A 26,158-nucleotide genomic window follows, 5' to 3' on the forward strand; every position below is an offset into this window, starting at 1 on the left:
CGGCCTGGACCCGGCCGCGCCGGCGCGCGGCCAGGCGGTCGATCTGCGCCGCGGCATCGACGCGGCCGCCGCCGAACTGCGCGCGCTGGTGCACGCGGTCATGCCGGCCTCCCTGGTGGAACGGGGGCTGGCCTCGGCGACCGAGGACCTGGTCGACCGGGTCCCGCTGCGCACCGGGTTGCACATCTCGGGGCTGGGCACGCTGCCCGACCCGGTGCAGAGCACCGCCTACTTCGTCGTCGCCGAGGCGGTCACCAACGTCGTCAAGCACGCCGGCGCGACCCGGGTGGCGGTGCGCCTCGCGGCCGCCGACGGCACCCTGCGCATCGAGGTCGCCGACGACGGGCGGGGCGGCGCGGCGGTCGACAAGGGCACCGGCATCCGCGGGCTGGTCGATCGGGTCGACGTCCTGGGCGGGACGTTCGAGCTGGTCAGCCCGCCGGGCGCGGGCACCACCCTGCGGGTCGAGCTGCCGACCTCGGCCTAGGGGTGGAGCCGGTGCGTCGGCGGCGGTGCGCCGGCGGCGCGTCGGCGGCGGTGGGCGCACCGTGGGAGCGGCCGCTCGTTGACGGCACCGCCACCATCCAGGCCGGGCTCGAGATGAACGGTGGCGGTTCCGTCACCGCTCGACCGGCACCCCCCGACACGCCGATGGCGCGGGTGCCGGTCCTCCGACCCGCACCCGCGCCACCGTCAGCGTGACGTCACCCGCCCGTGGGCGTCAGCCCGCCTTGGGCGCACCCTCCTCGGCATCGATGCGGTCCGCCAGCGACGGCCGGGACCCGGGCAGCACGACGGGCGCGCGGCCCTTCTTGCGGCCCTCGTCGAGCTCGCGCATGGTGCGCTCGAAGGTGATGATCCGGTGGCCGCGGTTCTTGGCGAACCAGATGGACCGCGCCCAGTTGTAGAGGGTGCCCAGCCGGTTGCCCCAGCCGACCAGGTACGCGACGTGGATGAAGCCCCACATCAGGTAGGCGATGAAGCCGGTGGTCTTGACCCCGAACGCGTCGGCCACGGCCGCCTTGTGGCCGATGGTGGCCATGCTGCCCTTGTCGAAGTACTTGAACGGCGGCGGGGTGGGCGTGCCGGTGGTGCGGGCCTTGATCAGCTTGGCGACGTACTTGCCCTCCTGCATGGCCGGCTGGGCCACCCCGGGGAGCCCGTTGAGCGAGACCATGTCGCCGATGGCGAAGACGTCCGGGTGCCCGGGCAGCGAGCAGTCCGGGTTGACCGCGACCCGGCCGGCCCGGTCGGTCTCGGCGCCGGTCTTCTCGGCCAGCATCTTGGCCAGCGGGGAGGCCTGCACGCCGGCCGCCCAGATCCGGGTCCGGGCCCGGATGGTCTCCACGCCGTTGGGGCCCTTGACCGTGATGGTCTCGTGGTCCATGTCGGTGGCCAGGGTGGAGGTGCGGATCTCCACGCCCATCTTCTGCAGGTGGTCGCGGGTGTACTGCTGCAGCTTCTTGTCGAACGGCGGCAGCACGGCCGGGGCGCCCTCGAGCAGGATGATCCGGGCCTCGGTGGTGTCGACGGTCCGGTACTCCTGAGGGAGCACGATGTGGGCCAGCTCGGCCAGCTGCCCGGCCAGCTCGACGCCGGTCGGGCCGGCGCCGATGACCACGAAGGTCAGCCATTCGGCCCGCTCGACCGGGTCGGAGGCCATCTCGGCCATCTCGAACTTGCTCAGGATGCCGTCCCGCAGGTAGCGGGCGTCCTCGATGGTCTTCATGCCGGGGGCGAACTCGGCGAACTCGTCCTTGCCGAAGTACGAGTGGGACGCCCCGGCCGCGACGACCAGCGAGTCGTACTCCAGGTCGACCGCCCGGCCGTCCGGGCCGAGCGCCCGGACCACCTTGTTGTCCAGGTCCAGATCCTTGACCTCGGCCAGCAACGCCTTGACGTTGCGCTGCTTCTTGATGGTCGCCCGGATGGCCGGGGCGATCAGGCCGGGGGAGATGATGCCGGCCGCGACCTGGTACAGCAGCGGCTGGAAAAGGTGGTGGTTGGTTCGGTCGACGATCGTCACGTCGACCGGCGCGTCCTTGAGGGTGCGGGCCGCGTTCAGCCCGCCGAACCCGCCGCCGACCACGACCACACGGTGTCGCCCGTTGGACATGCTTCCTCCATGGTGTCAGTGGTGACCATCATCTCCGGTCGGCCGCCGATCGACGCGCGCGCGGACCGCTTTTGCTGTCCAGCGGTAGCGCCGACCGGGGCCGCGCCGCAGAACGACTCGACCGCCCCGTGTCATACGCACACAAGATGGCGGTGACGTTACCGGGACGGTCGAGTACGGTCGCGCGATCGGCGCAGGCGGGTGTGAGCGTGATTACAGCTTGATGCCCACGTACTTGGTCTCGAGGTACTCGTCGATGCCCTCGGCGCCCCCCTCGCGCCCCAGCCCGGAGGCCTTCACGCCGCCGAACGGCGCGGCCGGGTTGGACACGATGCCGGTGTTGATGCCGACCATGCCGGTCTGCAACTTCTCGGCGACCATGACCGCGCGGGTCAGGTTCTCGGTGAAGGCGTAGGCGACCAGACCGAACTCGGTGTCGTTGGCCTTGGCGATGCCCTCCTCGTCCGTGTCGAAGGTGATGATCGGGGCGACCGGCCCGAAGATCTCCTCGGTGAAGACCCGGGCGTCGGTGCCCACGCCGGTGAGCACGGTCGGCGGGTAGAAGTGGCCGGGGCCATCGATCGCGGTGCCGCCGGTCAGCACCGTCGCGCCCTTGTCCACGGCATCGGTGACCAGCTCGGTGACCTTGTCCACGGCCGCGGCGTCGACCAGCGGCCCGACCTGCACGCCGTCCTCGATGCCGGGACCGATCGTCATCGCGCCCATCTTCGCGGCCAGCCGGGCGGCGAACTCCTCGGCCACCGAGGAGTGGACCAGCAGCCGGTTGGCCGCGGTGCACGCCTCCCCGATGTTGCGCATCTTGGCCAGCATCGCGCCCTCGACGGCCTTGTCCAGGTCGGCGTCGGCGAAGACCAGGAACGGGGCGTTGCCGCCGAGCTCCATGGACGTCTTGAGCACGTTCTGCGCCGACTGCTCGATCAGCCGGCGGCCGACCCCGGTGGAACCGGTGAAGGTCAGCTTGCGCAACCGCGGGTCGCGGATGATCGGCTCGGACACCGGGCCGGAGTGCGACGTGGTGATGACGTTGACCACGCCGTCGGGCAGGCCCGCCTCGATGAGCACCGCGGCCAGGGCCAGGGTGGTCAGCGGGGTCTGCGCGGCCGGCTTGATCACGCTGGTGCAGCCCGCGGCGATGGCCGGGCCGAGCTTGCGGGTGCCCATGGCCAACGGGAAGTTCCACGGGGTGATCGCGTAGACCGGGCCGACCGGCTGCTTCATGGTGAGCAGCCGGGTGCCGCCGGACGGGGCGATCGAGTAGCGGCCGGAGATGCGGACCGCCTCCTCGGAGAACCAGCGGAAGAACTCGGCGCCGTAGGTGACCTCACCGCGGGCCTCGGCCAGTGGCTTGCCCATCTCCAGGGTCATCAGCAGGGCGATGTCCTCGGCCCGCTCGGTGAGCAGCTCGAACGCCTTCCGCAGGATCTCGCCGCGGGCCCGCGGGTCGGTCGCGGCCCAGTCGTCGGCCGCGGCCACGGCGGCGTCCAGCGCCTCGATGCCCTGCTCGGGGGTGGCGTCCGCGACCTGGGCGATGATCTGCCCGGTGGCCGGGTTCTCCACGTCGATGGTGTGGTCGGTGCTGATCCACTTGCCGCCGATCAGCAGCCCGGTGGGCACCGCGTTCAGGACGCGGGAGACGGTTTCGTCGGTGACAGCCATGGTCGTCCTTCGGGTTCGGTGTGGGTCGGAACGGCTCGAACGGGCCCCGGGGGCGGGCCCGAACGGCCGCGGGTGGGCGCGGACGCCGGGTCCGGGTCAGGCGGCGAGCTGGTCGAACGCGGCCTCGATGACGTCCAGGCCCTCGTTCAGCAGATCCTGGCCGATGACCAGCGGCGGCAGGAACCGCAACACGTTGCCGTAGCTGCCGGCGGTCAGGACGACCACGCCCTGGGCGTGGCAGGCCTTGGCGATCGCGCCGGTGAGCGCCGGGTCCGGCTCGGTGGTGCCCGGCTTGACCAGCTCGACCGCGATCATCGCGCCGCGCCCGCGGATGTCGCCGATGGCCCCGTGCCGGGACGCGATCGCGCGCAGGCGGGTCAGCATGGTGTCCTCGATCGCCCGGGCGGCGGCCGGCAGGTCGAGCTCCTTCATGGTGGCGATGGTGCCGAGCGCGGCGGCGCAGGCCACCGGGTTGCCCCCGTAGGTGCCGCCGAGGCCGCCGGCGTGCACCGCGTCCATCAGCTCGGCCCGGCCGGTGACGGCGGCCAGCGGCAGGCCGCCCGCGATGCCCTTGGCCGTGGTGATCAGGTCGGGCACGACGCCCTCGCGGTCGCAGGCGAACCAGTCGCCGGTGCGGCAGAAGCCGGTCTGAATCTCGTCGGCGATGAAGACGATGCCGTTCTCGGAGCACCAGGCGGCCAGCGCAGGCAGGAAGCCCGCCGCCGGCACGACGAAGCCGCCCTCGCCCTGGATCGGCTCGATGATGACGGCGGCGACGTTCTCGGTCCCGACCTGGACGGCGATCTGGCTGATCGCCCGGGCCGCGGCCGCCGCCCCGTCCACGCCGGAATCCCGGAACGGGTACGAGGTCGGCACCCGGTACACGTCGGACGCGAACGGGCCGAACTTGTGCTTGTACGGCATGTTCTTCGCGGTCAGGGCCATCGTCAGGTTGGTCCGGCCGTGGTAGGCGTGGTCGAACGCGACGACCGCGGTCCGGCCGGTGGCCTGCCGGGCGATCTTGACCGCGTTCTCCACGGCCTCGGAGCCCGAGTTGAACAGCGCCGACTTCTTGGCGTGGTCGCCGGGGGTCAGCTCGGCCAGCTGCTCGCAGACCTCGACGTAGCCCTGGTACGGCGTGACCATGAAACACGTGTGGGTGAACGCGGCGACCTGCGTGGACACGGCGTCGACGACCTTGGGCGCGGCGTTGCCGACGCTGGTGACGGCAATGCCGGAGCCGAAGTCGATCAGCGAGTTGCCGTCGACGTCGACCAGGATGCCGCCGCCGGCTCGCTCGATGAACACCGGGAACGCGGTGCTGACGCCGGCCGAGACCACGGAATTGCGGCGGGCGAACAGCTCGCGGGAGCGGGGGCCCGGCAGCTCGGTGACGATCCGCCGCTCCTGCGGCAGATCGGCGGGCGCGGATCCGACGGCGGGCGCGGCAGTCGCGTCGGCCGTTGCGTCGGTGGTCGGCAGGGTGGCGGTCATGGATGCTCCAGTTCTCGGGCGGTGGTCGGTGCCCGGTCGGGGCGGTGTCCGGGCTGTCGGGGCGGTGTCGGTGCTGTGTCGGGCGGTGTCGACCCGGGTCGGGTCGCTGGTGAAGCAGGGCGTGCAGGTCAGCGAGTCTTCGCGTCGTTGTGGTCCAGCCTCCCCGAAACCGCGCGGGCCGGTAATGGTCAGAAGTGGAGCATTAGGCTGAGCAGAATGGACAGAGTGGAGCGCCGGCGATGGCGCTGACCGTCCGCACGCTCGCGACACAGGCGGATCTGGGCCTGCGGTTGCTCGCCGGTGCCGGTGCCGCGCAGGACCCGATCACCTGGGTCCACGTGAGCGAGCTGGACGACCCGACGCCGTTCCTGTCCGGGGGTGAACTGCTGCTCACCACCGGCCTGTTCGTCCGGCCCGGCACCGACGTCCCGGCCTACGTCGATCGGCTGGCCGCGGCCGGCGTGCTCGGTCTGGGCTTCGGCATCGGCCTGAGCTGCGCGCAGGTGCCGGCCGAGCTGGTCGCGGCGGCCGACCGGATCGGCCTGCCGGTGCTGGAGGTGCCCCGGCGGACCCCGTTCATCGCCCTCTCGCGGGCCGTCTCCCGCGCGCTGGCCGCCGACGAGTATGCCGCGGTGACCAGGACGTTCACCGCGCAGCAGGAGCTGGCCCGCGCGGCGGTGTCGCCGGACTCACCGGCCCGGCTGATCCGGTTGCTCGCCCGCAAGGTCGACGGCTGGGTGGTGCTGCTCGACGGCCGCGGCGAGGTGCTCGCGCTCGGCGGGGACGGGGCCGCGGGGACCGCGCCGGCCGTCGCGGTCGAGGCGGCCCGGCTGCGGGAGCACCGCGGGTCGGTCGGCGCGAGCATCGAGATCGACCGCGACGGCCGCCCGGACCGGGTGAGCCTGCAGCCGATCGGCGCCGGGCCGGTCCGGCGCGGGTTCCTGGCCGTCGGCCATGCCGGGCCGCTGGCCGCCGCCGAGCGCCACCTGGTCAATGCGGCGGTGATGCTGCTGACGCTCGGGCTGGAGCAGGACCCGGCGCCGCGGGCGACCGGTGCCGTCCGGGCCGCCGCGGTCGAGCTCGCCCTGGCCGGCCGCCCCGACGTGGCCCGCTCGCTCGCCGCCCGGGCCGGTGCCACCTGGCCGGCCGACCCCCTCGTCGTCCTGCTCGCCCGCCCCCATCCCGACCACCCGCGTTCACACCCCGACCCCTCCCGCGCGGATCAACAACGGCGGCGCGGATCAACTCACGCCGAATGGGACGGGTGGGACGCGAGTCAACGAGTTCAGCCGCGCGGGGGAGGGGCGCCCGGCCCGACCGGGAACGGAGCCGGCGCCGCAGCCGGGTCCGGTCTCGCCGTCGGCCCAGCGGCCGGGGTCGCGCACCTCGGCGACGGCCCGGCCTGGTCGGCCGACCTGGACGGGGAGCTGGTGGTGATCGTGCCGGCCCCCGCCGAGCCGGCCCGGGTCGCCGACCTCGCCCGCGAGGTGGTCCGAGCCGTGGCTCCGCACGCCGCCGGGTTGCCCCACCGTCAGTCGAGCGCCGGCACCGCCCGGCACGACCCTGCCGGCCACGACACTGCCGGCCACGACCCTGCCGGCCACGACCCTGCCGGCTGGACGGTCGGGTGGTCGGCGCCCACCACCGTCGACGGCCTCCCGGCGGCCCGGGAGCAGGCGCGGTGGGCAGCGACGGCGGCGTCCGGCCGGGGTCTGGCCATCCTCGGCTTCGAGGACATCGGCGCCGCGGGCATCGCCGCCATGTGGGACCCGGAGCACGCGGCCGCCTTCGCCGCGTCCCTCCTGGCGCCCCTGGTCGAGCACGACCGGGCCGGGCGCGGCGACCTCGTCGCGTCCCTCCGCGCCTGGCTGGCCCACCACGGCCAGTGGGATCCGGCCGCGGTGGCGCTGGGCGTGCACCGGCACACGCTGCGCCGGCGGATGACCCTGGTGGCCGAGCTGTTGGGCCGCGACCTCGACTCGCCCACCGTGCGCAGCGAGCTGTGGCTGGCCCTGGAGACGGGCGACGCGCCGATCGCCGGGTCGGGATGACCGGGCCGGAGGGCCGACGACCGCCAGGAACCCCTTGCGTCCGTGACGTGCTCCGTCGACGGCCGGTGGGTCATCGACGCGGAGCCCGGCGGCCCGCGGGTCGACGATCGGTGCAGTGCATCACTGATGGACGTCGTTGACCCCGGGCGGTGCCCGCGGAGTCCGCCGCGCGGAGCGGACAAAGGTTGATGGGTGTTGATGGGGCTGGTCGGGCCGGCCCGTCAGGCCGGATGGAGCACGACGTCGATGGTGCCGTCGGGGTCGTCGAAGGCTCGCCGCCAGCTGACCCCGGGCCAGAACAGGTGCATGGCCTGGGACTGCGGCCGGTACAGGGCCGTGTAGACCGTGCCGAAGGCGCGCCAGTAGTGGGTCGAGTACAGCGGCGGCTTGAGGAACGCCGTCACCAGGTCGGTCGGGCCGGGATCGGTGGCGACGAGGGCGGCCAGCCGCTCCCGTCGCGGCACGCTGGCGAACTGCTGCGCGTGTTCGACGCTGTCCGGCACCTCGCCCCGGTGATTGGTCGCGATCGGTGAGTCGGTGAATTCGGGTTCGCGATCCGGGGCGACGAACGCGGTGAGCACGGTGCCGCCGGCGTCCACGACGGTCAGGTTGTACGCCATGGCCACCGGCATCCGGGACAGGATGGCCCGGACCTGGTCGGTGGTCGTCGCGACCTCCAGGAGGTACCGGACGACCAGCGAGACGGCGAATCCCGGTCCCGAGCCGCGGCGGCCGCCGAAGCTCAGGGACACGACCAGGCCGTCCTCGTTCATCCCGTCGGTCAGGCCCCAGAGGCAGTCGCCGTTGCCGATGACGCGCCGCCCGTCGTACGCCGTGGAGATCACCACCCGCTCCCACAGGGCCGGCGAGTAGTCGTAGTTGCGGCAGAGGGCGATTTCCGGCCGGGTGACGACGGCCTGCGAGCACCCAGGCAGGAACCGTGGCGGGTCCCAGAGCGTGAGCATGCGGGCGGCGACGTCGTCGGGCGGCAGGCCCAGACCGGCGACCGCCTCGTCGGCCAGGGCGACCAACCGCCGGTAGGTGGGCTCGAGCTCGGGCATGTGCTCGGCCAGACGATCCCGGGCGGTGGCCAGGTCGGGTCGCGACCGGACGTCCCGTTGCAGGTACCAGCGGCGGTAGCCGGGCCAGGTGGCGGCGAACAGGGCCTGCCAGCGGGGCCCGGGGACCGGTTCGCGGATGCCGTAGACGGTCAACGGGATCGGCGCGTCCGCGTCCGGTGGCCGGGCCGGCGGCAACGCGCGCGGGAAGGGATTGAGCCCTTTGTGCCGGCCCCCGCCCAACACCACGGCCGCCACCGCCCTTCCTGTCCCGCCGTGACCGGCCTGCCCCGGTCGGTGCCGGCGGCGCCGGTCCGGTCGTCATCATGCCCCGCCGCTGCCGGCCCCGCCGTCGAGCCGGCCGCCGGTCCAACCCGCGACACCGGTGCGGGCCGCCGCACCGGTCGAGCCCCGCAGGTCCGGGCGCCGTCGGGGATGCGCCAGGATCGGCCGGTGAACCAGCGCGCCCCGTTCCCGGCCCGGACCTGGTCGGCCCTGCGGACCATGTTGAGCGCGATCGGGCCGGCGGTCCGCGCGGCCTTCGGACGGCCGGCGCCGGCCCGCCGCCGGCCGGCCGCGGACGCCCCGGAACGGCCGGGCGGACCCACCCGGAGCCGGCCTCCGGACCTCGGGCCCGGCGCCGTCGCGGATGCCGGTCCGGTCCCCGTCCGGGACACCGGCGCGGAGCCGGCCCGGGACGTCGACGCGGACCCGGTCGCGCGGCCCGGCCCGGTCGCCGTTTCCGCTGGTGTCCCCGTGTTGCCACGCCCGGACGGTTCGGCAACGATCAACGCCATGAGCGAGCAGAGCACCTCCGCGGCGTCCGCCCCCTTCGGTCAGCGGCCGCTGAGGGGGATCGCGGAGATCCGGCACTTCTTCCGGACCAACACCACGCCGGTGTTCTTCATCGGCGCGACCCCGTTCAACCTGCTCGGTCTGGACCGGTGGGTGCGCAATTTCGAGTACATCACCTATTACGACGCCTGGGACGGCGGCCACCCGCGGGTCTTCACCCCAAAGGACAAGCCGTACATCGAGTTCGAGTCCGGCGAGGAGATCAACAACTACCTGTTGCAGCACCCCGAGGTGCGCTCGTTCATGCAACGCAACGGGGGCCGCCCGAAGGTGGCGATGGTCTTCTTCGACGAGGAGACCGAGAAGATCTGCACCGAGCTGGGCTACGACCTCATCCTGCCGTCCGCGGCCCTGCGCGAACACCTGGACTCCAAGATCGTCACCACCCGGCTGGGCAACGAGGCCGGGGCGGCCAGCGTGCCGAACATCCTGACCTCGGTGGACAGCTGGGAGCAGCTGGTGGCCGAGTGCACCGCCGCCGGTCTCGGCACGGACGTGGTGCTCCAGACGCCCTACGGTGACTCCGGCAAGACCACGTTCTTCCTCACCGGCCCGGACGACTGGGACAAGTACGCGGACGACATCGTCGGCCAGCAGCAGAAGATCATGAAGCGGATCAACAACCGGGGCATCGCGGTGGAGGCCGTGCTGACCCGGCACGGCACCGTCGTCGGGCCGGTCATGTCCGAGCTGGTCGGGCACTCCGAACTCACGCCCTACAAGGGTGGGTGGTGCGGCAACGAGATGTACCCGGAGGTGCTGACCGGATTACGCCGGGAGAAGGCGACCCAGCTGGTGCGCCGGTTGGGCGACCGGCTCTCCGGCGAGGGTTACAAGGGCTTCTTCGAGGTGGACGTGCTCGTCGACCTGGACTCCGAGGAGGTCTACCTGGGCGAGCTGAACCCGCGGATCTCCGGGGCGTCCTCGATCACCAATGTGACCGCCGGCGCCTACTCGGACATGCCGCTGTTCCTGTTCCACCTGCTGGAGTACATGGGCGTGGAGTACGAGCTCGACGTCGACGAGATCAACCGCCGCTGGGAGGATCTCGCGTCGGTGGACGTGTGGTCGCAGATGGTGATCAAGGAGATCTCGCCCCAGGTGGAACAGATCACCCGGGGCGCGCGGACGGGCCAGTGGTACTTCGACGACAACGAGGAGCTGCAGTTCCGGCGGGCCGCCTTGGACTGGCACCAGCTGCAGAACGAGAGCGAGTGCTTCTTCCTGCGCATCTTCGGTGCCGGTGACTACCGTTGGAAGGGAGCCGATCTCGGCGTCCTGGTGACCAAGGGCCGGCTGCAGACCGAGGACCCGGAGGTCGGGGCCGCGCCGGCGCCGACGGCCGAGCCCGAGCCGGGCGAACCGCTTGCCCTCGACCTGATCTCGGGGTCGGAATCGGACGCGGTGCCGACCGGTTCGGAGGGCACGCCGGCCGAGCACATGTCGTCCGGGAACTCCCGGCTGACCGGCCGCGCCCGCCGGCTCATCGATGCCGTTCGGGCCCAGTACGCCGGCGTGCCGGTGGGCACCGAGTTCGTCGTGCCGACCGCGTCCGTCGGGGTCAAGTCCAGCTCGTGACGCTCGTCCCCGCCGGCTCCCGCTGACACCCGCGCCGGGGCGGGCGATTCCGCCGCCGCCGACGCGAGCGGTGAAGCCGGGGGAGGCGGCGGTCCACCGATCGGTGGACCGCTGCTCGACCCAGGTCCGGCCGGACGGTGGACGCCGGGCCGGGGCCGCCGGACCGAGACTCGTTCCTGTCGGGCGCGGAGCCCGGTGACATCCCACCGGTCATGCCTCCCAGCCATCGGGAGCAGGACCATGAACTCGCTGCGCAAGACCGTCACCATCTTTCTCGCCACCGCCGCCCTCTCCGGGATCGGCGCCGGGGTCGCCGCCGCGGCCACGCCGGTCGCCGTGACCTCCCATCCGCAGGCCGTGAAGTTCTTCAACGCCAGCCCCTACTCGATGTTCGTCGCGGAGGTCGACGCCGGCGTGACTCCCTTCGCCACCATCCAGCCCGGGCAGAGCTGGACGATGCCCGACAACACGGCGTTGGGCGGGAAGCTGGAGGTGGGGGAGCGGGACTCGACCGGAGCCGTCAACGACATCGACGCCATCGAGATCACCGGGTATCAGCCCGGGGTGACCTACTGCCATCCGATCCCGAGGCGTGCGAACAATCAGCAGATGGGCTGCACGGTCCAGACCCCCGACGCCCTCTCCGGGGAGAACGGACCGATGCAGGTGTCGATCTGGACGACGAACCAGCAGCACAGCGGGCAGAACACTGATCTGGACGCCAACACCGGGGACAAGGCCGCGATGGGTGATTTCCTGTCCGGCCTGGCCACACTGAACCCGGCGTGGGTCACCTTCAACCCGGACGTGGACACGGTCAGCTGGGGATACGGCGCCCAGACCCTGGCCGGGCAGGCGGTGTGGAACTGCGACGCCGAGGACGCCAACGAGCAGATCGGCGGGGCCGCCACGCACGAGGAGTCGACCAACGTGACGGGCACGTTCGGGATCACCCAGGGGGTGAAGCTGTTCGACACGGTCGACACCGAGATCAACGCGAGCATCAGCGTCGGCCACACCTGGACCGACTCGACCACCGACAGCTACACCATCGGCGAGAACATCGCCTACCACAACGTGGGGTGGCTGGGCTCGATCCCGTCGACCGAGACGGTCTCCGGCGCGGTGACGGCCTTGACGCCGGGCGCCTCCCCGGTCGTGATCTCCAACATCTCGTTCACCGAGCCCGGCTTGAACAAGACGAACAACCCGGCCATGAACTACCAGTACGTCACGCACGCCCGGCCGATGACCTCGGACGAGATCACCACCTACTGCGGGGGATCGTCGCCCACCAACACCGTCAAGAAGGGCGGCGTGGTGATCGGCGGGACGGTGCCCGACGTCACCGCCGGCGCCCGCTGATCCACCGCCGACACCACTGATCCGATGCCCGGACGGCTCTGCCGTCCGGGCATCGCGCGGTCGAGGGCCGGGCGTTCGGTGAGGCCCCGAGGCGGCGCGGCCACCGGGTGGAGCAGGCTCGGGGCCGCGCTCAGACCAGGCCGGCGGCCAGGGTGAGCTGGAAGCCGATCATGTCGACGGCGGCCAGCGTGTCCAGCAGCAGCGCCGGTTCCTGGGGCAGCGGCCAGGACGACAGCTTGACCACCACCAGCTCACGGGCCGGTTCCACCCAGATCATCTGACCGTGAATGCCCAGACACAGCAGCACCTCCCGGCCGCCCGGCAGCCAGAACTGGTTGCGGTAACCGCCACCGGGCAGCCAGGACCCGTTGCCGGACGCGGCGAACAGATCCCGGGTGTCGGGGGCGGCGGCGTAGCTGTCGGCCAGGAACCACGCCGGAACGACCGGCCGGCCCTGGGCCACGCCGCCGTCGAGCAGCATCTGCCCGAACCGGCCCAGATCGCGCAGGGTGGCCGACAGGCCGCCGTCGGCGAACACCGCGCCGGCCGGGTCGACCGCGGCGTCCATGTCCTGCTCGCAGCCCAGCCGCGACCAGATCTTGGCCGACAGCAGATCGGGCAGCCGGGTGCCGGTGGCCCGCTCGCAGACCCAGCCCAGGATGTCGGTCTCGCAGGACCGGTACTCGAACGCCGAGCCGTGGGCGCGGCCGGCCGTGAGCGTGGCCAGGTACTCGTACATCGACGTCGGCAGGTCCGGGGCCGTCCGCGGGGCCCAGCCAATGACCTGCTCGAGCAGCCGGACCTCGGCGGTCGGGTCCAGGTAGGTCTCGGAGAAGGTGACCCCCGAGCGCATGTCCAGGACGTCCTGCACGGTCGCGCCGGCATAGCCGCCGGCGGCCAGCTCCGGCACGTAGACCTCGACCGCGGCGCGCAGGTCGATCGCGCCCTCGTCCGCGAGGATGCCGACCAGGCAACCGACCACCGACTTGGACACCGACATCAGGATGTGCGAACGGTCGGCCGGCATGCCGCCGGGGTACTGCTCGGTGACGATCTGCCCGCGGTGCAGGACCAGGAAACCGTCGGTGTGGGTGTCGGTAATCACCTCGGCGACCGTCGACCACCGGCCCGCCAACCGCCAGACCGTCTGCTCCTCGTCCAGACCCGACGCCATCGGCAGCGGCCGGGCCGGGCCGCTGCCGCGGGACACCCGCGCGGTCGGCACCACCTCCCGGATGTGCTGGAACGACCAGCGGTTCATGGGGGCGTTCTGCCAGGTGGCGAGCGACCATCGGTCGGCCGGATGCGGCGGGAAACCGATCATGGTCATGGTGGGCGGGACTCCAAGCGCGGGGTTCGGTGGGCGGTGGGGCGGCGGCGCGTGGGCCGGTCACTCCACCGGATCGAGCGGGAACATGTCGACGGTACCCAGTGCGAACCGGGTGACCGCGCCATCGTGGAAGTCGGCGACCGCCATCCCCTCGACCCGGCGGCCGGCGATCTGGGCCCGCACCCGCCACGTCGCGTGCCCCTGTTTGACGATCTGCTTGCGGTTGTGGTCGATGCTCACGCCCGACCCCAGGCTGCGGGTCAGGAACTCGCGCTGGACCGCCCGGTCGGCCGTCGTGGCCAGCTCGCGGAAGGGTGCGGCCGCCCGCATCAGGGCGCCGTCGGCGAAGAACCCGAGCACGGCGTCGGCGTCGCCGTCGTCCCAGGCCTGCTCGAAACGCAGGGCGGCCAGGAACTCGCCGGCCTGGTCGTCCCCCTGCTCCAGCAACTCGGACAGGAACCGCGGGTCCCGGTTGAGCTTGGAGGCGTAGCCGAGCCGCTCCGAGGCCGGCGGGCGGTTCATCTCCAGGATGCGGACGGTCACCGGCCGGTAGGTGTCCGAGCGGAGGGCGCCGGCCTCGATCAGCCGGTCGATCTGCTCGATGAAGGCCAGCTCCTGGTACAGCGACAGGTTGCCGGCGAGCTCGTTGCGCCGGTCCTCGATCTCCATGACGCTGGTCGGCTCGGTGACCCGGGCGGTCGGGTTGATCTGGATGACCCAGATCTCGTCCGGGTGGGCGTCGATCAGGTCGCCGACCGGCGGGTTCTGCGAGAACAGGCCGTCCCAGTACAGGTGGCCGTCGACCGGGACCGAGCGGAACAGGTTGGGAATGGCCGCCGAGGCCAGTACGGCATCCGCGGAGATCTCGCCCGCGTGGCTGCTGAACGCCTTGAACGAGCCGGACAGCACGTCGACCGCGCCGAGCAGCAGCAGCGGGGCCCGGTCGCCCAGCTCCGCGGCCCGCGCGGTCACCGCCGGGACGTCCAGCGTCTGCTCGATCAGGCCGCGCAGGTGCTCCAGCGACCAGGCCGACGCCGGGGTGCTGTACGGACTGACCGCGGGCGCGGCCACGTAGTGGGACATCTTCATCGCAACCAGCAGCATCTCGTTGACCAGCTGCTCGGATGGGGTGGCGGCGGAGTTGGCCGACCAGAACGCGGCCAGCCGGTCGCGGGCCAGCTCCGGCCGCTCCTCGATCAGCGCGGACCAGCCGAGCAGGGCGCAGATCGCCCCGCCGGAGGTGCCGGACAGCGCGACGACGCGGTGCGTGTCGAGCACCTCCGGCGTCATCCAGCGGGCCAGCACGCCGGCGGTGAAGGCGGTGTGGCTGCCGCCGCCCTGGCAGGCGATGGCGATGCGAGGGGCGTCGGTCGCCATGAGGTCCTCCAGCGGGCAGGGTCACCGAACCGGACAAGCCTAGGGTCAGGGAGCCTCCCGGGTACCGCGGTGTGAGCGGCTTCTCGCGCGGCCGGACCCGGACGTAGGGTCAGCGCCATGAGTGACGCCGCCGCCCCCGATCAGCAGCCCAAGCAGCACCGCAAGCCGCACAGCCACATCGTCACCGACGGCATCGAGCGGGCCCCCGCCCGCGGCATGCTGCGCGCGGTCGGCATGGGCGACGACGACTGGCGCAAGCCGCAGATCGGCGTGGCCAGTTCGTGGAACGAGATCACCCCGTGCAACCTGTCGCTCGACCGGTTGGCCAAGGCGGCCAAGCAGGGCGTGCACGAGGCCGACGGGTTCCCGATGGAGTTCGGCACCATCTCGGTCTCCGACGGCATCTCCATGGGTCACGGCGGCATGCACTACTCCCTGGTCAGCCGGGAGGTCATCTGCGACTCCGTGGAGACCGTGTTCCGCGGTGAGCAGCTCGACGGCGGCGTGCTGCTGGCCGGCTGCGACAAGTCCGAGCCGGGCAAGTTGATGGCCGCGGCCCGCCTGGACATCTCCGCGGTCTTCCTCTACGCGGGCTCGACGCTGCCCGGCAAGCTCGACGGCGAGACCGTCACCATCATCGACGCCTTCGAGGGCGTCGGGGCCTGCCTGGCCGGCAAGATCAGCCGCGACCGGCTCACCGAGATCGAGAAGGCCATCTGCCCGGGCGAGGGCGCCTGCGGCGGCATGTACACCGCCAACACGATGGCCGCCGCGGCCGAGGCACTGGGCATGTCGCTGCCCGGCAGTGCTGCCCCGCCGGCGCCGGACGCCCGGCGCGACGGGTACGCGGTGCGCAGCGGCGAGGCGGTCGTCGCGCTCGTCGACGCCGGCATCACCGCCCGGGACATCATGACCCGTCAGGCGTTCGAGAACGCGATCACCGTCGTGATGGCCCTGGGCGGCTCCACCAATGCCGTCCTGCACCTGCTCGCGATCGCGCACGAGGCCGGCGTGGAGCTGACCCTCGACGATTTCAACCGGATCGGCGACCGCACCCCCCACCTGGCCGACGTCAAGCCGTTCGGCCGGTACGTGATGACCGACATCGACCGCATCGGCGGCATCCCGGTGATCATGAAGGCGCTGCTGGACGCCGGTCTGCTGCACGGCGACTGCCTCACCGTGACCGGGAGGACGATGGCCGAGAACCTGGCCGAGCTGAACCCGCCGGCGCTGGACGGGGACGTGCTGCGGCAGCTGTCGAACCCGATCCACGCCACCGGCGGCATCGCGATCCTGCACGGATCGCTGGCGCCCGAGGGGGCCGTCATCAAGAGCGCCGGCATCGAGTACGACGAGTTCACCGGTCCGGCGCGGGTGTTCGACGGCGAGGCCGGCGTGCTGGAGGCGGTGACCAACGGAACCCTGGGCAAGGGCGACGTGATCGTCATCCGGTGGGAGGGACCCAAGGGCGGCCCCGGCATGCGCGAGATGCTCGCGGTGACCGGCGCGATCAAGGGCGCCGGGCTGGGCAAGGACGTTCTGCTGCTCACCGACGGCCGGTTCTCCGGCGGGACCACCGGGCCGTGCATCGGGCACATCGCCCCGGAGGCGGCCCACGGCGGCCCGATCGCGCTGGTGGAGGAGGGCGACCGGATCCGGCTGGATCTCGGTGCGCGCACCCTGGACCTGCTCGTCGACGAGGCCGAACTGGAGCGCCGCCGGGAGCGCTGGCAACCGCGCGAGCAGAACCTGAACTTCGGCGTCGCCGGCAAGTACGCCAAGCTCGTCGGGTCGGCCGCCAAGGGCGCCGTCTGCTTCTGATCGACCGGTTCTCGACCCGGGCCCGTCGCTGCGCGGCGGGCCCGGCCCGTCGCCGAATCAGTACTGCGAGTAGCGATCCGGCTCGTAGGCCGACTGCGGGTACGCCCCCGGCTGGGCCGGCCGGGAAACGGTCCCGCTGCCCCGCCGTACCGGGGTCAGCCCGGCGACCCGGGGTGCCGGCCGGGCACCCCGGGCCGCGGGTTTGCCCCGGCCGGACCGCTTGGCCCGCTTGGCGTTCGCCGTCGCCTCGGTGGCCGCCTCGGCGGCGATCGGGTGGGCCCGCCCGTACTCCTCCGCCACGTGGTCGAGCAGCCCCTCCAGGAACGTCTGGATCTGGATCCGGCTGGTGTCGCGCAGGGTCCGCAGGTAGGCGGTCTGCTGGTCCAGATCGGCCTGCACCGACTCGGAGTTCAGGTTCATCCGCTCGACCCGGTCGGCGGCCTCCCGCTCGATGGCCTCGGCCCGGCTCAACGCCTCCTGGTACACGTGCCGGGCCTTGTCCTCGGTCTCCTGCTCCAGGGTGGCCGCGTTCTTGCGGGTGTCCTCGTACAGCTCCCGGGCCTCGGCCATCACCTTGGCGCTGTACTCGTCGGCCTGGGCGACGGTGGTGTCGGCGGTCTGCTGGGCGGTGATCAGCACGCTCATCGCCTGCGCGACCTCGTTGCTGCGGCTGTCTCGGTCGATGCGGTCCCGGAGTTCGGCGACCTGGCTCTCGTAGCCGGCGGTGACCTCGGCCAGCCGGCGCTGCAGCCCGTCGACCAGGGTCGCGCAGCGCTGCACGAACGCATCGACCTCGTGCTGGTCGTAGCCGCGGCCGAAACCCTTGGAGCTGGCGAAGGTGACCGTCTGCAGGTCCGCCCCGGTGATCTGGTCGAGGCTGCGCGGCTCGGAGGTCGAGTCCGTCATGGGATTCTCCTTCTTGATCGACCGGGTCGATCGATCGCTCTCACGAGTCGCCGAAATCCTCGAACGAGATCCGATTCTCCGGCACCCCGGAGGCGACGAGTGTGGCGACGGTGAATTTCACCATCGCGGGCGAGCCGCAGACGAGCACGTCGTGCCCCGACCAGTCCCCGGCCTCGGCGACGACCGTCCCGACCGGCCCCCGGGGGCCCTTCCAGCGGATGTCGTCGGAGATGGCGATGACCACGGTCAGCCACGGGTGGCGTTCGGCGAGCAGGTCCAGATCCTTGCGGTCGTAGATCTCCCGCACCGACCGGGCGCCGAAGAACAGGTGCGTGGGCCGCCCGCCGTCCCGGGCCAGCTGGTCGACGATCGCCTTGAGGGGAGCCAACCCGGTGCTCCCGGCGACCAGCAGTAGGGGCCGGGTCGACGCGGGATCGAGCACCATCCGGCCGACCGGCGGTCCCAGCCGCAGCCGGTCGCCGGGTGATGCGCGGCGGACCAGGGCGGTCGAGACCGGGCCGCCGTCGATGAGCCGGACGTGCAGCTCGATCTCCAGGCCGCCCGGGGCGTTGGCCGGCGTGTAGAGCCGCCACTCCCGCGGCCGCAGGGTGGTGGGCTCGACCGACAGCGACTGGCCCGCCACGTACGGGTGCGGGGTCTCGGTCCGGACCTTGAGCACGGCGATGTCGAACGTGCGCAGGTCGACCTCGGTGACGTCGGCGTCCCACCAGGCCGGTTCGGCGGCGTCGACCTTCTGCGCGGCGCCGGACATGGTGTCGGCGACGATGCCGTACGCCGCGGCCCAATCGGCCTGCAACTTCTCTGTCCACGCGTCCCCGCTGAAGTGCCGCAGGGTGGTCAGCAGCGCCTCGCCGACGGCCGGGTAGTGCGCGGCCAGGGTGCCGAACTTGCGGTGGTCGCGGCCCAGATCCTCCAGGTAGGGCACGAGCTCGCCGACGTTGTCGACGTTGGTGACGATCCGCACCAGCGCCCCGACCAGCCGGTCCCGCTGCTTGGTCATGGACGGCGGGAACATGTCCCGGGTCTCCGGGTACCGCAGGAACAGGTAGCTGTAGAAGTGCTGCGCCACCTCGTCGGGGCCGTGCCCGGCGACGACGGCGAAGTTGGCCTTCAGCGCATCGGTGTCGATGGTCATGACGGCCGGCCCGCCGTCCCGCAGGTGGGGCCGCCCACCACCGGGCGGGCGCCGGTGGCGGTGGCCCTTCCGGCGGGTCGGCGCGGCGGATTCGTCACGAGCGCTCCTTGCCGGTCGCACGACCTGAGACGACGAACACACGCAGGGTAGCCGCAGGGTCGGGTGACGTGCAAAGGCGGCCTACTCCGATCGGGTCGGTGCACGACCGCGGAGCGGGAATCGGTTGGCAGGGTGTGACCATTCGGGCGCCCTTGGTCGGCAGAATGTCGGCTTCGCCCGGCTCGGCTGCTCGAACGCCATCACGATTCGTGGTCGGACCGACGGGGCGTCAACTCCGGTGCCGTCTCCGGAGCGCCCGACCGCGCCGGGCCGTCCGCGGTGTCGGACCCGGATGCGACAGTGGGTCCATGCCGCCCCGGATCAGTGTCGAGCAGCGGCGGGCCCGGCTGGGTCGGCGGCACGGCCTGGCGAGGCCGGCCACCGGGCGGACGCCCGCGGAGGTCACCGCCGGGGTCGTGGCGCTGCACGCCACCGACCCGGCGACGGTGCACCTGTCGGTGGCCGCCCGTTCGACCGACCTGACCCCGGGCGCGGTCGCGTCCGCGCTGCACGACGAGCGCTCGCTGGTCCGGATGATGGGCATGCGCCGGACGATGTTCGTGGTGCCCTCCGACCTGGTCCCGGTGGTGCAGCGGGCGGCCGCCGACGCGGTCGCCACCCGGCTTCGCGCGGCGCTGGTCAAGGACCTCGCCGCAGCGGTGGAGTCGCCGGCCGGCTGGCTCGCCGACCTCGAACGGTCGGTCCACGAACTGCTCCGCGACGCCGGCCCGGCCCCGGCGACGGCCCTGTCGGCGGCCGAACCGCGGCTGCGGACCAAGCTCACCTACGCGCCGGGCAAGAGCTACGGGGCCTCCTCCACGATCACCACCCGGGTGCTGACGCTGATGGCCGCGGACGGTCTGATCGCCCGAGGGCGGAATCGGGGCGCCTGGACCGGCGCCCAGTACGAGTGGGCGCCGATCGAGCGGTGGTTCCCCGCGGGCATCCCCGTCCTGGATCCGGCGACCGCCCGGGCCGACCTGGTGCGGGCGTGGCTGGGCCGGTTCGGGCCGGCGACCGTCGCCGACGTCACCTGGTGGACGGGGTGGAACGGTCGGGACACCCGGGCCGCGCTCGCCGCGTCCGGCGCGGTGGAGGTCTGGTTGGACGAGGGGCCCGGGGTGGCCCTGCCGGACGATCTGGAGCTCGAGCCGGCCCCCGATCCGTGGGTCGGTCTGCTGCCCGCCCTCGACCCCACCCCGATGGGCTGGATCGATCGCGACTGGTACTTCCCGCCGGCATACAAGGCGCTGCTGTTCGACCGCACCGGCAACATCGGGCCCACGGTGTGGTGCGACGGGCGCGTCGTCGGCGGGTGGGCCCAGCGGCCGTCCGGCGAGGTGGTGACCCGGCTGCTCACCGACATCGGCGCGGAGGCGACGGCGGCGGTCCGGGACCGGGTCGAGCAGGTGCAGCAGTGGATAGGTCCGGCCCGGGTGATCCCGAAGTTTCGGGTTCCGCTCGACCGCGAACTGGCCGGCTGACGGCCGCGGATCAGCCGGCGCCGGCCCGGTGCGCCAGCCAGGCCTGGTAGCCGCCGGCCAGATCGGTGGCCCGGCGCAGGCCGAGATCCTGCAGGGTCGCGGCGGCCAGGCTGGAGCTGTACCCCTCGTTGCAGACGACGATGATCCGCTGGTCGGACCCCGTGACGATCGGCAGCCGATGGGTCGACGTCGGGTCCAGCCGCCACTCCAGGACGTTGCGGTCGACGACGACGGCGCCCGGCAACGCTCCGTCGCGCTCGCGCTGCTCGACCGGCCGGGTGTCGATGATCAGGGCACCCGCTGCCGCCTCCCCGGCCAGGGCTTCCGGTGGCACCCGGTCCAGGCGGGCCCGCGCCCGGTCCAGCAACTCGTTGATCGCGCTCATCGGGTCATCCTCGCGCCCACCGGCCGCGGGTGGGGCGGGCGGCCCGGTCGCCGGGGGTGCAGGATGCTCCGGGGACGCCCGGAAGGAACCGCCTGTGCTCACGGACACCGCTGCCGCCGACACGCTGCTCGCCGCGTTCGTCTCCCGGGCCGGCCGCGACGATCCGTACCCGGTCTACCGCGAGTTGCTGGCGCTGCCCGGGTTGCCGCGGCTGGGCGACGGTTCGCTGATGATCACCCGGTACGCCGACTGCTCGGATGTGCTGCGCAGCCCGGACGTCGGGCATTCCGACGACGTCGGTGGCGGGCGCGTGCCGGACTGGCGGGACCATCCCGCGTTGCTGCTCTTCGGCACCGGGCTGCTCGGGCTGGACCCGCCGGTGCACACGCGGCTGCGCCGCATCGTCAGTGGCGCGTTCACCCCGCGCCGCGCCGCCGGCCTGCGACCGGCGATCGCCGGCGTCGTGTCCGAGCTGCTGGACGGTCTGGCGTCGGGTGCCGATTTCGTCTCGGGCTTCGCGTTCCCGCTGCCCATCGCGGTGATCGGCGAGCTGCTCGGCGTGGCCCGGGCGGACCAGCCACCGTTCCAGAAGCTGGCCCGGGACTGGACCCACGTGCTGGACGTGACGACTCCGCGGGTGCTGGCCCGCGCCGACGCGGCGGCCGTCGAGATCCGGTCGTATCTGGGTGAGCTGGCCGCCGAGCGGCGGGCGCGGCCGCGGGGTGACCTGATGAGCGCGCTGGTGGCCACCGAGCCCGACGGGCTGGGTCCGGACGAGGTGGTGACGATGGCTGCGCTGCTGTTCGCGGCCGGCTTCGAGACGGCCACCCATCTGCTCGGCAACGGACTGGTCGCCCTGCTGGGCGCGCCCGGCCAGCTGGCCCGCTGGCGGTCGGCGCCGGACGCGTTGGCCGAGACGGCCGTCGACGAGTTGCTCAGGTTCGACTCCCCGGTGCAGATCGCCCGGCGCAAGGCCCTGCGGCCGCTGACGGTGGGTGGTACGCCGGTCGCCGCCGGCGAGAAGCTCACGGTCTGCCTGGGTGCGGCGAACCGGGACCCCGCCCGGTTCACCGACCCCGACCGGCTCGATCTGGGCCGGGCCCAGGGCGGGTCCCTGGCATTCGGCGCGGGCATCCACTACTGCCTCGGCGCGCCGCTGGCCCGGCTGGAGGGTCAGGTCGCCTTTCCCGCCCTGTTCCGCCGGTACCCGCAGATCGCCCTGGCCGGTCCGGGGATGCGGCGGGTCAGCCTGACCCTGCGTGGCTACCAACGGCTTCCGGTCACCCTGGACTGACGGCGCCCCCTGCCCCGGGCTGATCATCTCGGCAGGAAAAGCGACATGTCGGGCACCTTCTGCCGACTTGATCAGCCCGGGTCAGGCCGCGGCGACCGGACGGGGCCGCGGTCGGCCGGACGGGAGTCCGAGGAGGGCCAGACCCTCGTCGCGGGGCCAGAGCCGGAGGGCGCACGACGTGTCGGGGGCGACGCGCATCAGCGCGCGAATTCGGCCGGTCAGCTCGTCCGGCGATCGCGTTGCCACGGCCCAGGTGTACCGAACGACCCGGATGCCCCACTGCTGCAGTAGCCATTCGCGCTCCTTCTCCCGCCGGATCGCGGCGGCGGGGTCCGTCAGCAGGTACTTGCCCACGCCGTCGCCTTCCGCGGCGATGCGGAAGGCGGGCCAGTAGTGGTCGAGCCGGGCCTCCGGGACGATGTCGCCGACCCAGACGTTGCTCAGACTGCCTGGGAGACCGGCGTCGAGGAACGCCAGCCGTCCGGCCGACTCCAGGGGTGACTCGACGTCGGCGTCGCAGTGCTGCACCGGCCAACGCGCCCGACGCCCACCGCGCCATCGCTCGACGTCGACGGCGGCCTGCGCGAGCCGGTCCCGGCCCCGGTGGCGGAAGGCCACCGCGTCGGCGAGTACGAGCCCGGTCAGCCGGTCGGCCTGCCGGGCGACGTCGACGGCGGCGAACGCGGGGTCGACCGCGGGGCACCCGTCGACCTGACCGAGCCAGCGGTCCGGCACCGCGGCGAATCGAGTCCGGCCCCAGCGCGTCGTGTTCGACCCGCTGACCCGCGACCCCGGCCTGATCACGTTCGGCACGGTGGGTGGACGTCCCCGGGTCGGCAGGTCGTGCAGGACGATCGACGACCAGTCGGACGCGTAGCTGTCCGGCGCCGCGACCATGAGGAACGCCCGGGTGCGGAGCCGGAAGGCCGACCACTCGCCGGCGGACCGCAGCGTGGCGGTGTCGGCGTAGACGCCCTTGGCCAGACCGGTCAGCAGTCCGGCCCGTTCGAGCCGGTGCAGCCGGCTGCGCGACCCGGAGGTCCCCTCGAAGTCCGCCGCCCGGATCAGGCCCCGGCCGTCGAGCAGGGTGGCCCGGACATCGGCGGGCAGAGTGGGTGCGGCAGGCATGCGGTGAGCGTCGCGCACTCGCGGCCGCCGTGGGGCCCGCCCGGCGCGAATGTGGACAACCCGCGGCCGGCCGCTTGTCCGGGCTGATCATCTCGGCAGGAAAAGGGACAAGTCGGGCACATTCTGCCGAGATGATCAGCCCGGTCTGATCCGGCCCGCCCCGGGACACTCGGCCCATTCGGCACCGGATGCGACGCAGCCCCGGCGCCGGGCGCCGGGGCTGCGTCGGACGGCGGGGGCCGGGCCGCCGGTGAAGGCGGGGGAGTGCATGACGTGCTTGTTGCGGGTGTAGTCCTCGAAGCCGTACATCGACAGGTCCTTGCCGTAGCCGGACTTCTTGAACCCGCCGTGCGGCATCTCGGCGACCAGCGGGATGTGTGTGTTGATCCAGACGCAGCCGAAGTCCAGGCGCGCGGACATCCGGGCGGCGACGTCCACGTTCTTGGTCCAGACCGAGGAGGCCAGGCCGTAGTCGATGTCGTTCGCGCATTCCAGCGCCTCGTCCTCGGTGCCGAACTTCTGCACCGTGATGACCGGGCCGAACACCTCGCTCTGCACGATCTCGTCCTTCTGGTGCACGCCGGCCACGACGGTCGCGGGGAAGTAGTAGCCAGGACGGTCCAGCGGCGCGCCGCCGGCGGTGATGTCCGCGGTGTTGCGGGCCCGTTCGACCAGGCCGGCGATGTGGGCCAGCTGGTTGGCGTTGTTGATCGAGCCGAACAGGATGTCCTCGTCGTCGGGGGAGCCGGTCCTGGTCTCCTTGGCCTTGGCGGTCAGCGCGGCGACGAAGTCGTCGTAGATGCCGGCCTGGGCGATGACCCGGGTGGCGGCGGTGCAGTCCTGCCCGCCGTTGAAGTAGCCCGCGGTGGCGATGCCCTCGACGGCGTCCTCGATGGAGGCGTCGTCGAACACCACGACGGGTGCCTTGCCGCCGAGTTCCAGGTGGGCGCGGGTCAGGTTCTTGGCGGCCGCGGTGGCCACCGCGATGCCCGCGCCGGTCGAGCCGGTGATCGAGACCAGTGCCGGCGCCTTGTGCGCGGTCAGGGCCGCACCGGTGTCCCGGTCGCCGCAGACGACGTTGACCACGCCCGGCGGGTAGAACTCCTGCAGGGCCTTGCCCATCCACACCGAGCTGGCCGGGGTGGTGTCGGACGGCTTGAGCACGACGGTGCAACCGGAGGCCAGCGCGGGCGCGATCTTCCAGATCGCCATCATCATCGGGTAGTTCCACGGCGCGACCTGGCCGACGACGCCCACCGGCTCCCGGCGGATCGAGGAGCTGAAGCCGCGCATGTACTCGCCGGAGGACTTGCCCTCCAGCACGCGCGCGGCCCCCGCGAAGAAGCGGATCTGATCGACCATCGGGCCGATCTCCTCGGACAGCGTCATCGCGGTCGGCTTGCCGGTGTCCTTGACCTCGACCGCGACCAGCTCGTCCGCGTTGGCCTCGATGTGGTCCGCGAATTTGAGCAGGGCCTGCTGCCGCTCGCTCGGCGTCGCCCACCGCCAGGTCCGGTAGGCCTCGGTCGCCGCCGCGTACGCCCGGTCGACGTCCTGCGCCCCGGACAGCGGCGACGTCGCGTACACCGTGCCGGTGCTGGGATCGACGATGTCCAGCGTTGCCCCGTCCGCCGCCGGAACAGTTTCGCCGTTGATGACGTTGTCCAGCGCGATCTTCTCGCTCACTGCCTGCCCTTTCGTTGACCCACCGTCCAGAGCCCGACCCTATCCCCGGCTCGGCCGGTGCGCTGGGGTCGCGAGCGGGCCCCCGGGCCGGCGGACGGGCCGGGCGACGGGCGGTGGACGGGCCGGGCGAGAGACCGTGGGCGGGCCGGCCGGTCAGCCCGGCAGGGACACCCCGATCAGCACGGGCTCGGGCTCCAGCGTCACCGCGAAGGCCGCCCGCACGCCGTCGCGGATCTGCGCGGCCAGCGCGAGCAGATCGGCGGTCGAGCCGCCCCGGTTGGTCAGCGCCAGGGTGTGCTTGCCCGAGATCGCCACCCGGCCGCCCGGCCCGGCGAAGCCCTTGCCGAAGCCGGCCCGCTCGATCAGCCACGCGGCCGAGAGCTTGACCCTGCCCGCCGCCGGAACCCGGCCCGGCTCCGCCGCGACTGCCCGGTTCTGCCCGGCGGCCGCCGGCTCGTCCGGCACCGGGTAGCGGGGGTAGGCGACGTCGGCCCCGAGACGGTCCCGGATGGCGCGGTCGGTCCGGGCCAGGGCCTCGGGGTCCAGGATCGGGTTGGTGAAGAAGGAGCCGACGCTGCGGGTGTCGGGATCGTCCGGGTCGAGGACCATGCCCTTGGACCGGCGCAGGCCCAGCACCGCCTCGCGGACCGCGGCGGCCGGGGCGGTCGCCCCCGGCGCGACCCCGAGGGTGCGGGCCAGCTCCGCGTACTTCACCACCACCGGTCCCCGGCTCAGTCGCATCGTCACGTCGGTGACGACCCCGGTGCCGGTGCCCCGCAACGTCGAGCTGCGGTACCGCAGCCGCAGGTCGGACGCCGGGACCGGATAGGTGGTGCCGGTGTGCCGGTCGAACAGCGTCACCGACTCCAGCACCTCGGCGATCTCGGTGCCGTAGGCGCCGACGTTCTGCACCGGCGTGGCCCCGGTCGAACCGGGGATGCCGGACAGCGGCGCCAGTTCGCCGAACCCGTCGGCGGTGAGGGTCGCCACGACCTCGTCCCAGTTCTCGCCCGCCCCGACGGTCACCAGGGCGGCGTCGCCGGTCGGCACGACGCGGATCCCGCGGATCGCGATCCGCACGACCGGTACGTCGATGCCCGCGTCGGCGACCACCAGGTTCGACCCGCCGCCCAGGACGAGCACGCCCGTGCCGCTGCGGTCGGCGTCGCCGACGATGCGGCGTACGTCGTCGGGGGTGTGCGCCTCGGTGAGCGCGGGGGCGGGACCGCCCAGGCGCAGGGTCGTCAGGTCGGCGAGGCGGACGGGTGTGGACACCCGGACAGGGTAGGCAGCCG

At 72.8% G+C, this 26,158-nt stretch carries 19 protein-coding genes; 7 read left to right on the top strand and 12 right to left on the bottom strand.

The annotated features are described in order from the left end of the window. On the top strand, positions 1 to 487 hold a 487-nt coding region (locus ACOJUF_RS04055), incomplete at its 5' end, for a sensor histidine kinase (RefSeq protein WP_420120585.1). A gap of 234 nt (positions 488 to 721) precedes the next feature. On the opposite strand, the gene ACOJUF_RS04060 is transcribed toward ACOJUF_RS04055, so the two are convergent. From ACOJUF_RS04060 to gabT, 3 genes are all read right to left on the bottom strand, one after another. Beyond that, entirely contained in the window at positions 722 to 2,116 is a 1,395-nt protein-coding gene (locus tag ACOJUF_RS04060; RefSeq protein WP_420120586.1) for an NAD(P)/FAD-dependent oxidoreductase, read from the bottom strand. A 213-nt stretch (positions 2,117 to 2,329) separates the two neighbouring features. After that, the gene (locus ACOJUF_RS04065) at positions 2,330 to 3,793 is read right to left on the bottom strand and encodes an NAD-dependent succinate-semialdehyde dehydrogenase (protein ID WP_420120587.1); all 1,464 of its coding nucleotides are present in this window, start codon (positions 3,791 to 3,793) and stop codon (positions 2,330 to 2,332) included. A gap of 96 nt (positions 3,794 to 3,889) precedes the next feature. Beyond that, positions 3,890 to 5,287 carry a 4-aminobutyrate--2-oxoglutarate transaminase gene (gene gabT, locus ACOJUF_RS04070; RefSeq protein ID WP_420120588.1) on the bottom strand — a complete coding sequence of 466 codons (1,398 nt, stop codon included), beginning with the start codon at positions 5,285 to 5,287 and terminating at the stop codon, positions 3,890 to 3,892. 239 nt (positions 5,288 to 5,526) lie between these two features. Between gabT and ACOJUF_RS04075 the strand changes: the two genes are divergently transcribed. After that, on the top strand, positions 5,527 to 7,338 hold the full coding sequence (locus ACOJUF_RS04075) for a PucR family transcriptional regulator (RefSeq protein ID WP_420120589.1): 1,812 nt from the start codon (positions 5,527 to 5,529) through the stop codon (positions 7,336 to 7,338). A 221-nt stretch (positions 7,339 to 7,559) separates the two neighbouring features. On the opposite strand, the gene ACOJUF_RS04080 is transcribed toward ACOJUF_RS04075, so the two are convergent. Continuing rightward, entirely contained in the window at positions 7,560 to 8,654 is a 1,095-nt protein-coding gene (locus tag ACOJUF_RS04080; RefSeq protein WP_420120590.1) for a C45 family autoproteolytic acyltransferase/hydolase, read from the bottom strand. 537 nt (positions 8,655 to 9,191) lie between these two features. Between ACOJUF_RS04080 and ACOJUF_RS04085 the strand changes: the two genes are divergently transcribed. Beyond that, positions 9,192 to 10,829, top strand: coding sequence for a biotin carboxylase (locus ACOJUF_RS04085; RefSeq protein WP_420120591.1), 1,638 nt, complete (start codon positions 9,192 to 9,194; stop codon positions 10,827 to 10,829). 240 nt (positions 10,830 to 11,069) lie between these two features. Further along, positions 11,070 to 12,194 (top strand): hypothetical protein, encoded by a 1,125-nt coding sequence (locus ACOJUF_RS04090; RefSeq protein WP_420120592.1) that lies wholly within the window; start codon positions 11,070 to 11,072, stop codon positions 12,192 to 12,194. A 130-nt stretch (positions 12,195 to 12,324) separates the two neighbouring features. On the opposite strand, the gene ACOJUF_RS04095 is transcribed toward ACOJUF_RS04090, so the two are convergent. Next, a complete protein-coding gene (locus ACOJUF_RS04095) occupies positions 12,325 to 13,524 on the bottom strand; it encodes a serine hydrolase domain-containing protein (protein ID WP_420120593.1) in 1,200 nt (399 codons plus the stop codon). Positions 13,525 to 13,584: 60 nt separating this feature from the next. After that, positions 13,585 to 14,901 carry a patatin-like phospholipase family protein gene (locus tag ACOJUF_RS04100; RefSeq protein ID WP_420120594.1) on the bottom strand — a complete coding sequence of 439 codons (1,317 nt, stop codon included), beginning with the start codon at positions 14,899 to 14,901 and terminating at the stop codon, positions 13,585 to 13,587. A 117-nt stretch (positions 14,902 to 15,018) separates the two neighbouring features. Here ACOJUF_RS04100 and ilvD point away from each other — a divergent pair, with 117 nt between their 5' ends. After that, the gene (ilvD, locus tag ACOJUF_RS04105; RefSeq protein ID WP_420120595.1) at positions 15,019 to 16,725 is read left to right on the top strand and encodes a dihydroxy-acid dehydratase; all 1,707 of its coding nucleotides are present in this window, start codon (positions 15,019 to 15,021) and stop codon (positions 16,723 to 16,725) included. Between the two features lie 57 nt (positions 16,726 to 16,782). On the opposite strand, the gene ACOJUF_RS04110 is transcribed toward ilvD, so the two are convergent. Both ACOJUF_RS04110 and ACOJUF_RS04115 read right to left on the bottom strand, forming a co-directional pair. After that, positions 16,783 to 17,631, bottom strand: a complete 849-nt coding sequence (locus tag ACOJUF_RS04110) for a DivIVA domain-containing protein (protein WP_420120596.1) — start codon at positions 17,629 to 17,631, stop codon at positions 16,783 to 16,785. A gap of 40 nt (positions 17,632 to 17,671) precedes the next feature. Further along, positions 17,672 to 18,787 carry a globin domain-containing protein gene (locus tag ACOJUF_RS04115; protein ID WP_420120597.1) on the bottom strand — a complete coding sequence of 372 codons (1,116 nt, stop codon included), beginning with the start codon at positions 18,785 to 18,787 and terminating at the stop codon, positions 17,672 to 17,674. A 407-nt stretch (positions 18,788 to 19,194) separates the two neighbouring features. Between ACOJUF_RS04115 and ACOJUF_RS04120 the strand changes: the two genes are divergently transcribed. Beyond that, the gene (locus ACOJUF_RS04120) at positions 19,195 to 20,370 is read left to right on the top strand and encodes a winged helix DNA-binding domain-containing protein (protein WP_420120598.1); all 1,176 of its coding nucleotides are present in this window, start codon (positions 19,195 to 19,197) and stop codon (positions 20,368 to 20,370) included. A gap of 10 nt (positions 20,371 to 20,380) precedes the next feature. Here the strand turns inward: ACOJUF_RS04120 and ACOJUF_RS04125 are convergent, their stop codons facing one another. Further along, positions 20,381 to 20,755: a rhodanese-like domain-containing protein gene (locus ACOJUF_RS04125; RefSeq protein ID WP_420120599.1), complete on the bottom strand. Its 375-nt coding sequence runs from the start codon at positions 20,753 to 20,755 to the stop codon at positions 20,381 to 20,383. 94 nt (positions 20,756 to 20,849) lie between these two features. Between ACOJUF_RS04125 and ACOJUF_RS04130 the strand changes: the two genes are divergently transcribed. Then, positions 20,850 to 22,049, top strand: coding sequence for a cytochrome P450 (locus ACOJUF_RS04130; protein ID WP_420120600.1), 1,200 nt, complete (start codon positions 20,850 to 20,852; stop codon positions 22,047 to 22,049). An 81-nt stretch (positions 22,050 to 22,130) separates the two neighbouring features. Here the strand turns inward: ACOJUF_RS04130 and ACOJUF_RS04135 are convergent, their stop codons facing one another. The 3 genes from ACOJUF_RS04135 to ACOJUF_RS04145 form a co-directional block, all read right to left on the bottom strand. Next, positions 22,131 to 23,177, bottom strand: coding sequence for a hypothetical protein (locus tag ACOJUF_RS04135; protein ID WP_420120601.1), 1,047 nt, complete (start codon positions 23,175 to 23,177; stop codon positions 22,131 to 22,133). A gap of 135 nt (positions 23,178 to 23,312) precedes the next feature. Then, entirely contained in the window at positions 23,313 to 24,863 is a 1,551-nt protein-coding gene (locus tag ACOJUF_RS04140; protein WP_420120602.1) for an aminobutyraldehyde dehydrogenase, read from the bottom strand. 153 nt (positions 24,864 to 25,016) lie between these two features. After that, on the bottom strand, positions 25,017 to 26,138 hold the full coding sequence (locus ACOJUF_RS04145) for a UDP-N-acetylmuramate dehydrogenase (protein ID WP_420120603.1): 1,122 nt from the start codon (positions 26,136 to 26,138) through the stop codon (positions 25,017 to 25,019). Positions 26,139 to 26,158 lie beyond the last annotated feature (20 nt).

Origin of the sequence: Nakamurella sp. (assembly GCF_048594475.1) — a bacterium.
Classification (GTDB): domain Bacteria; phylum Actinomycetota; class Actinomycetes; order Mycobacteriales; family Nakamurellaceae; genus Nakamurella.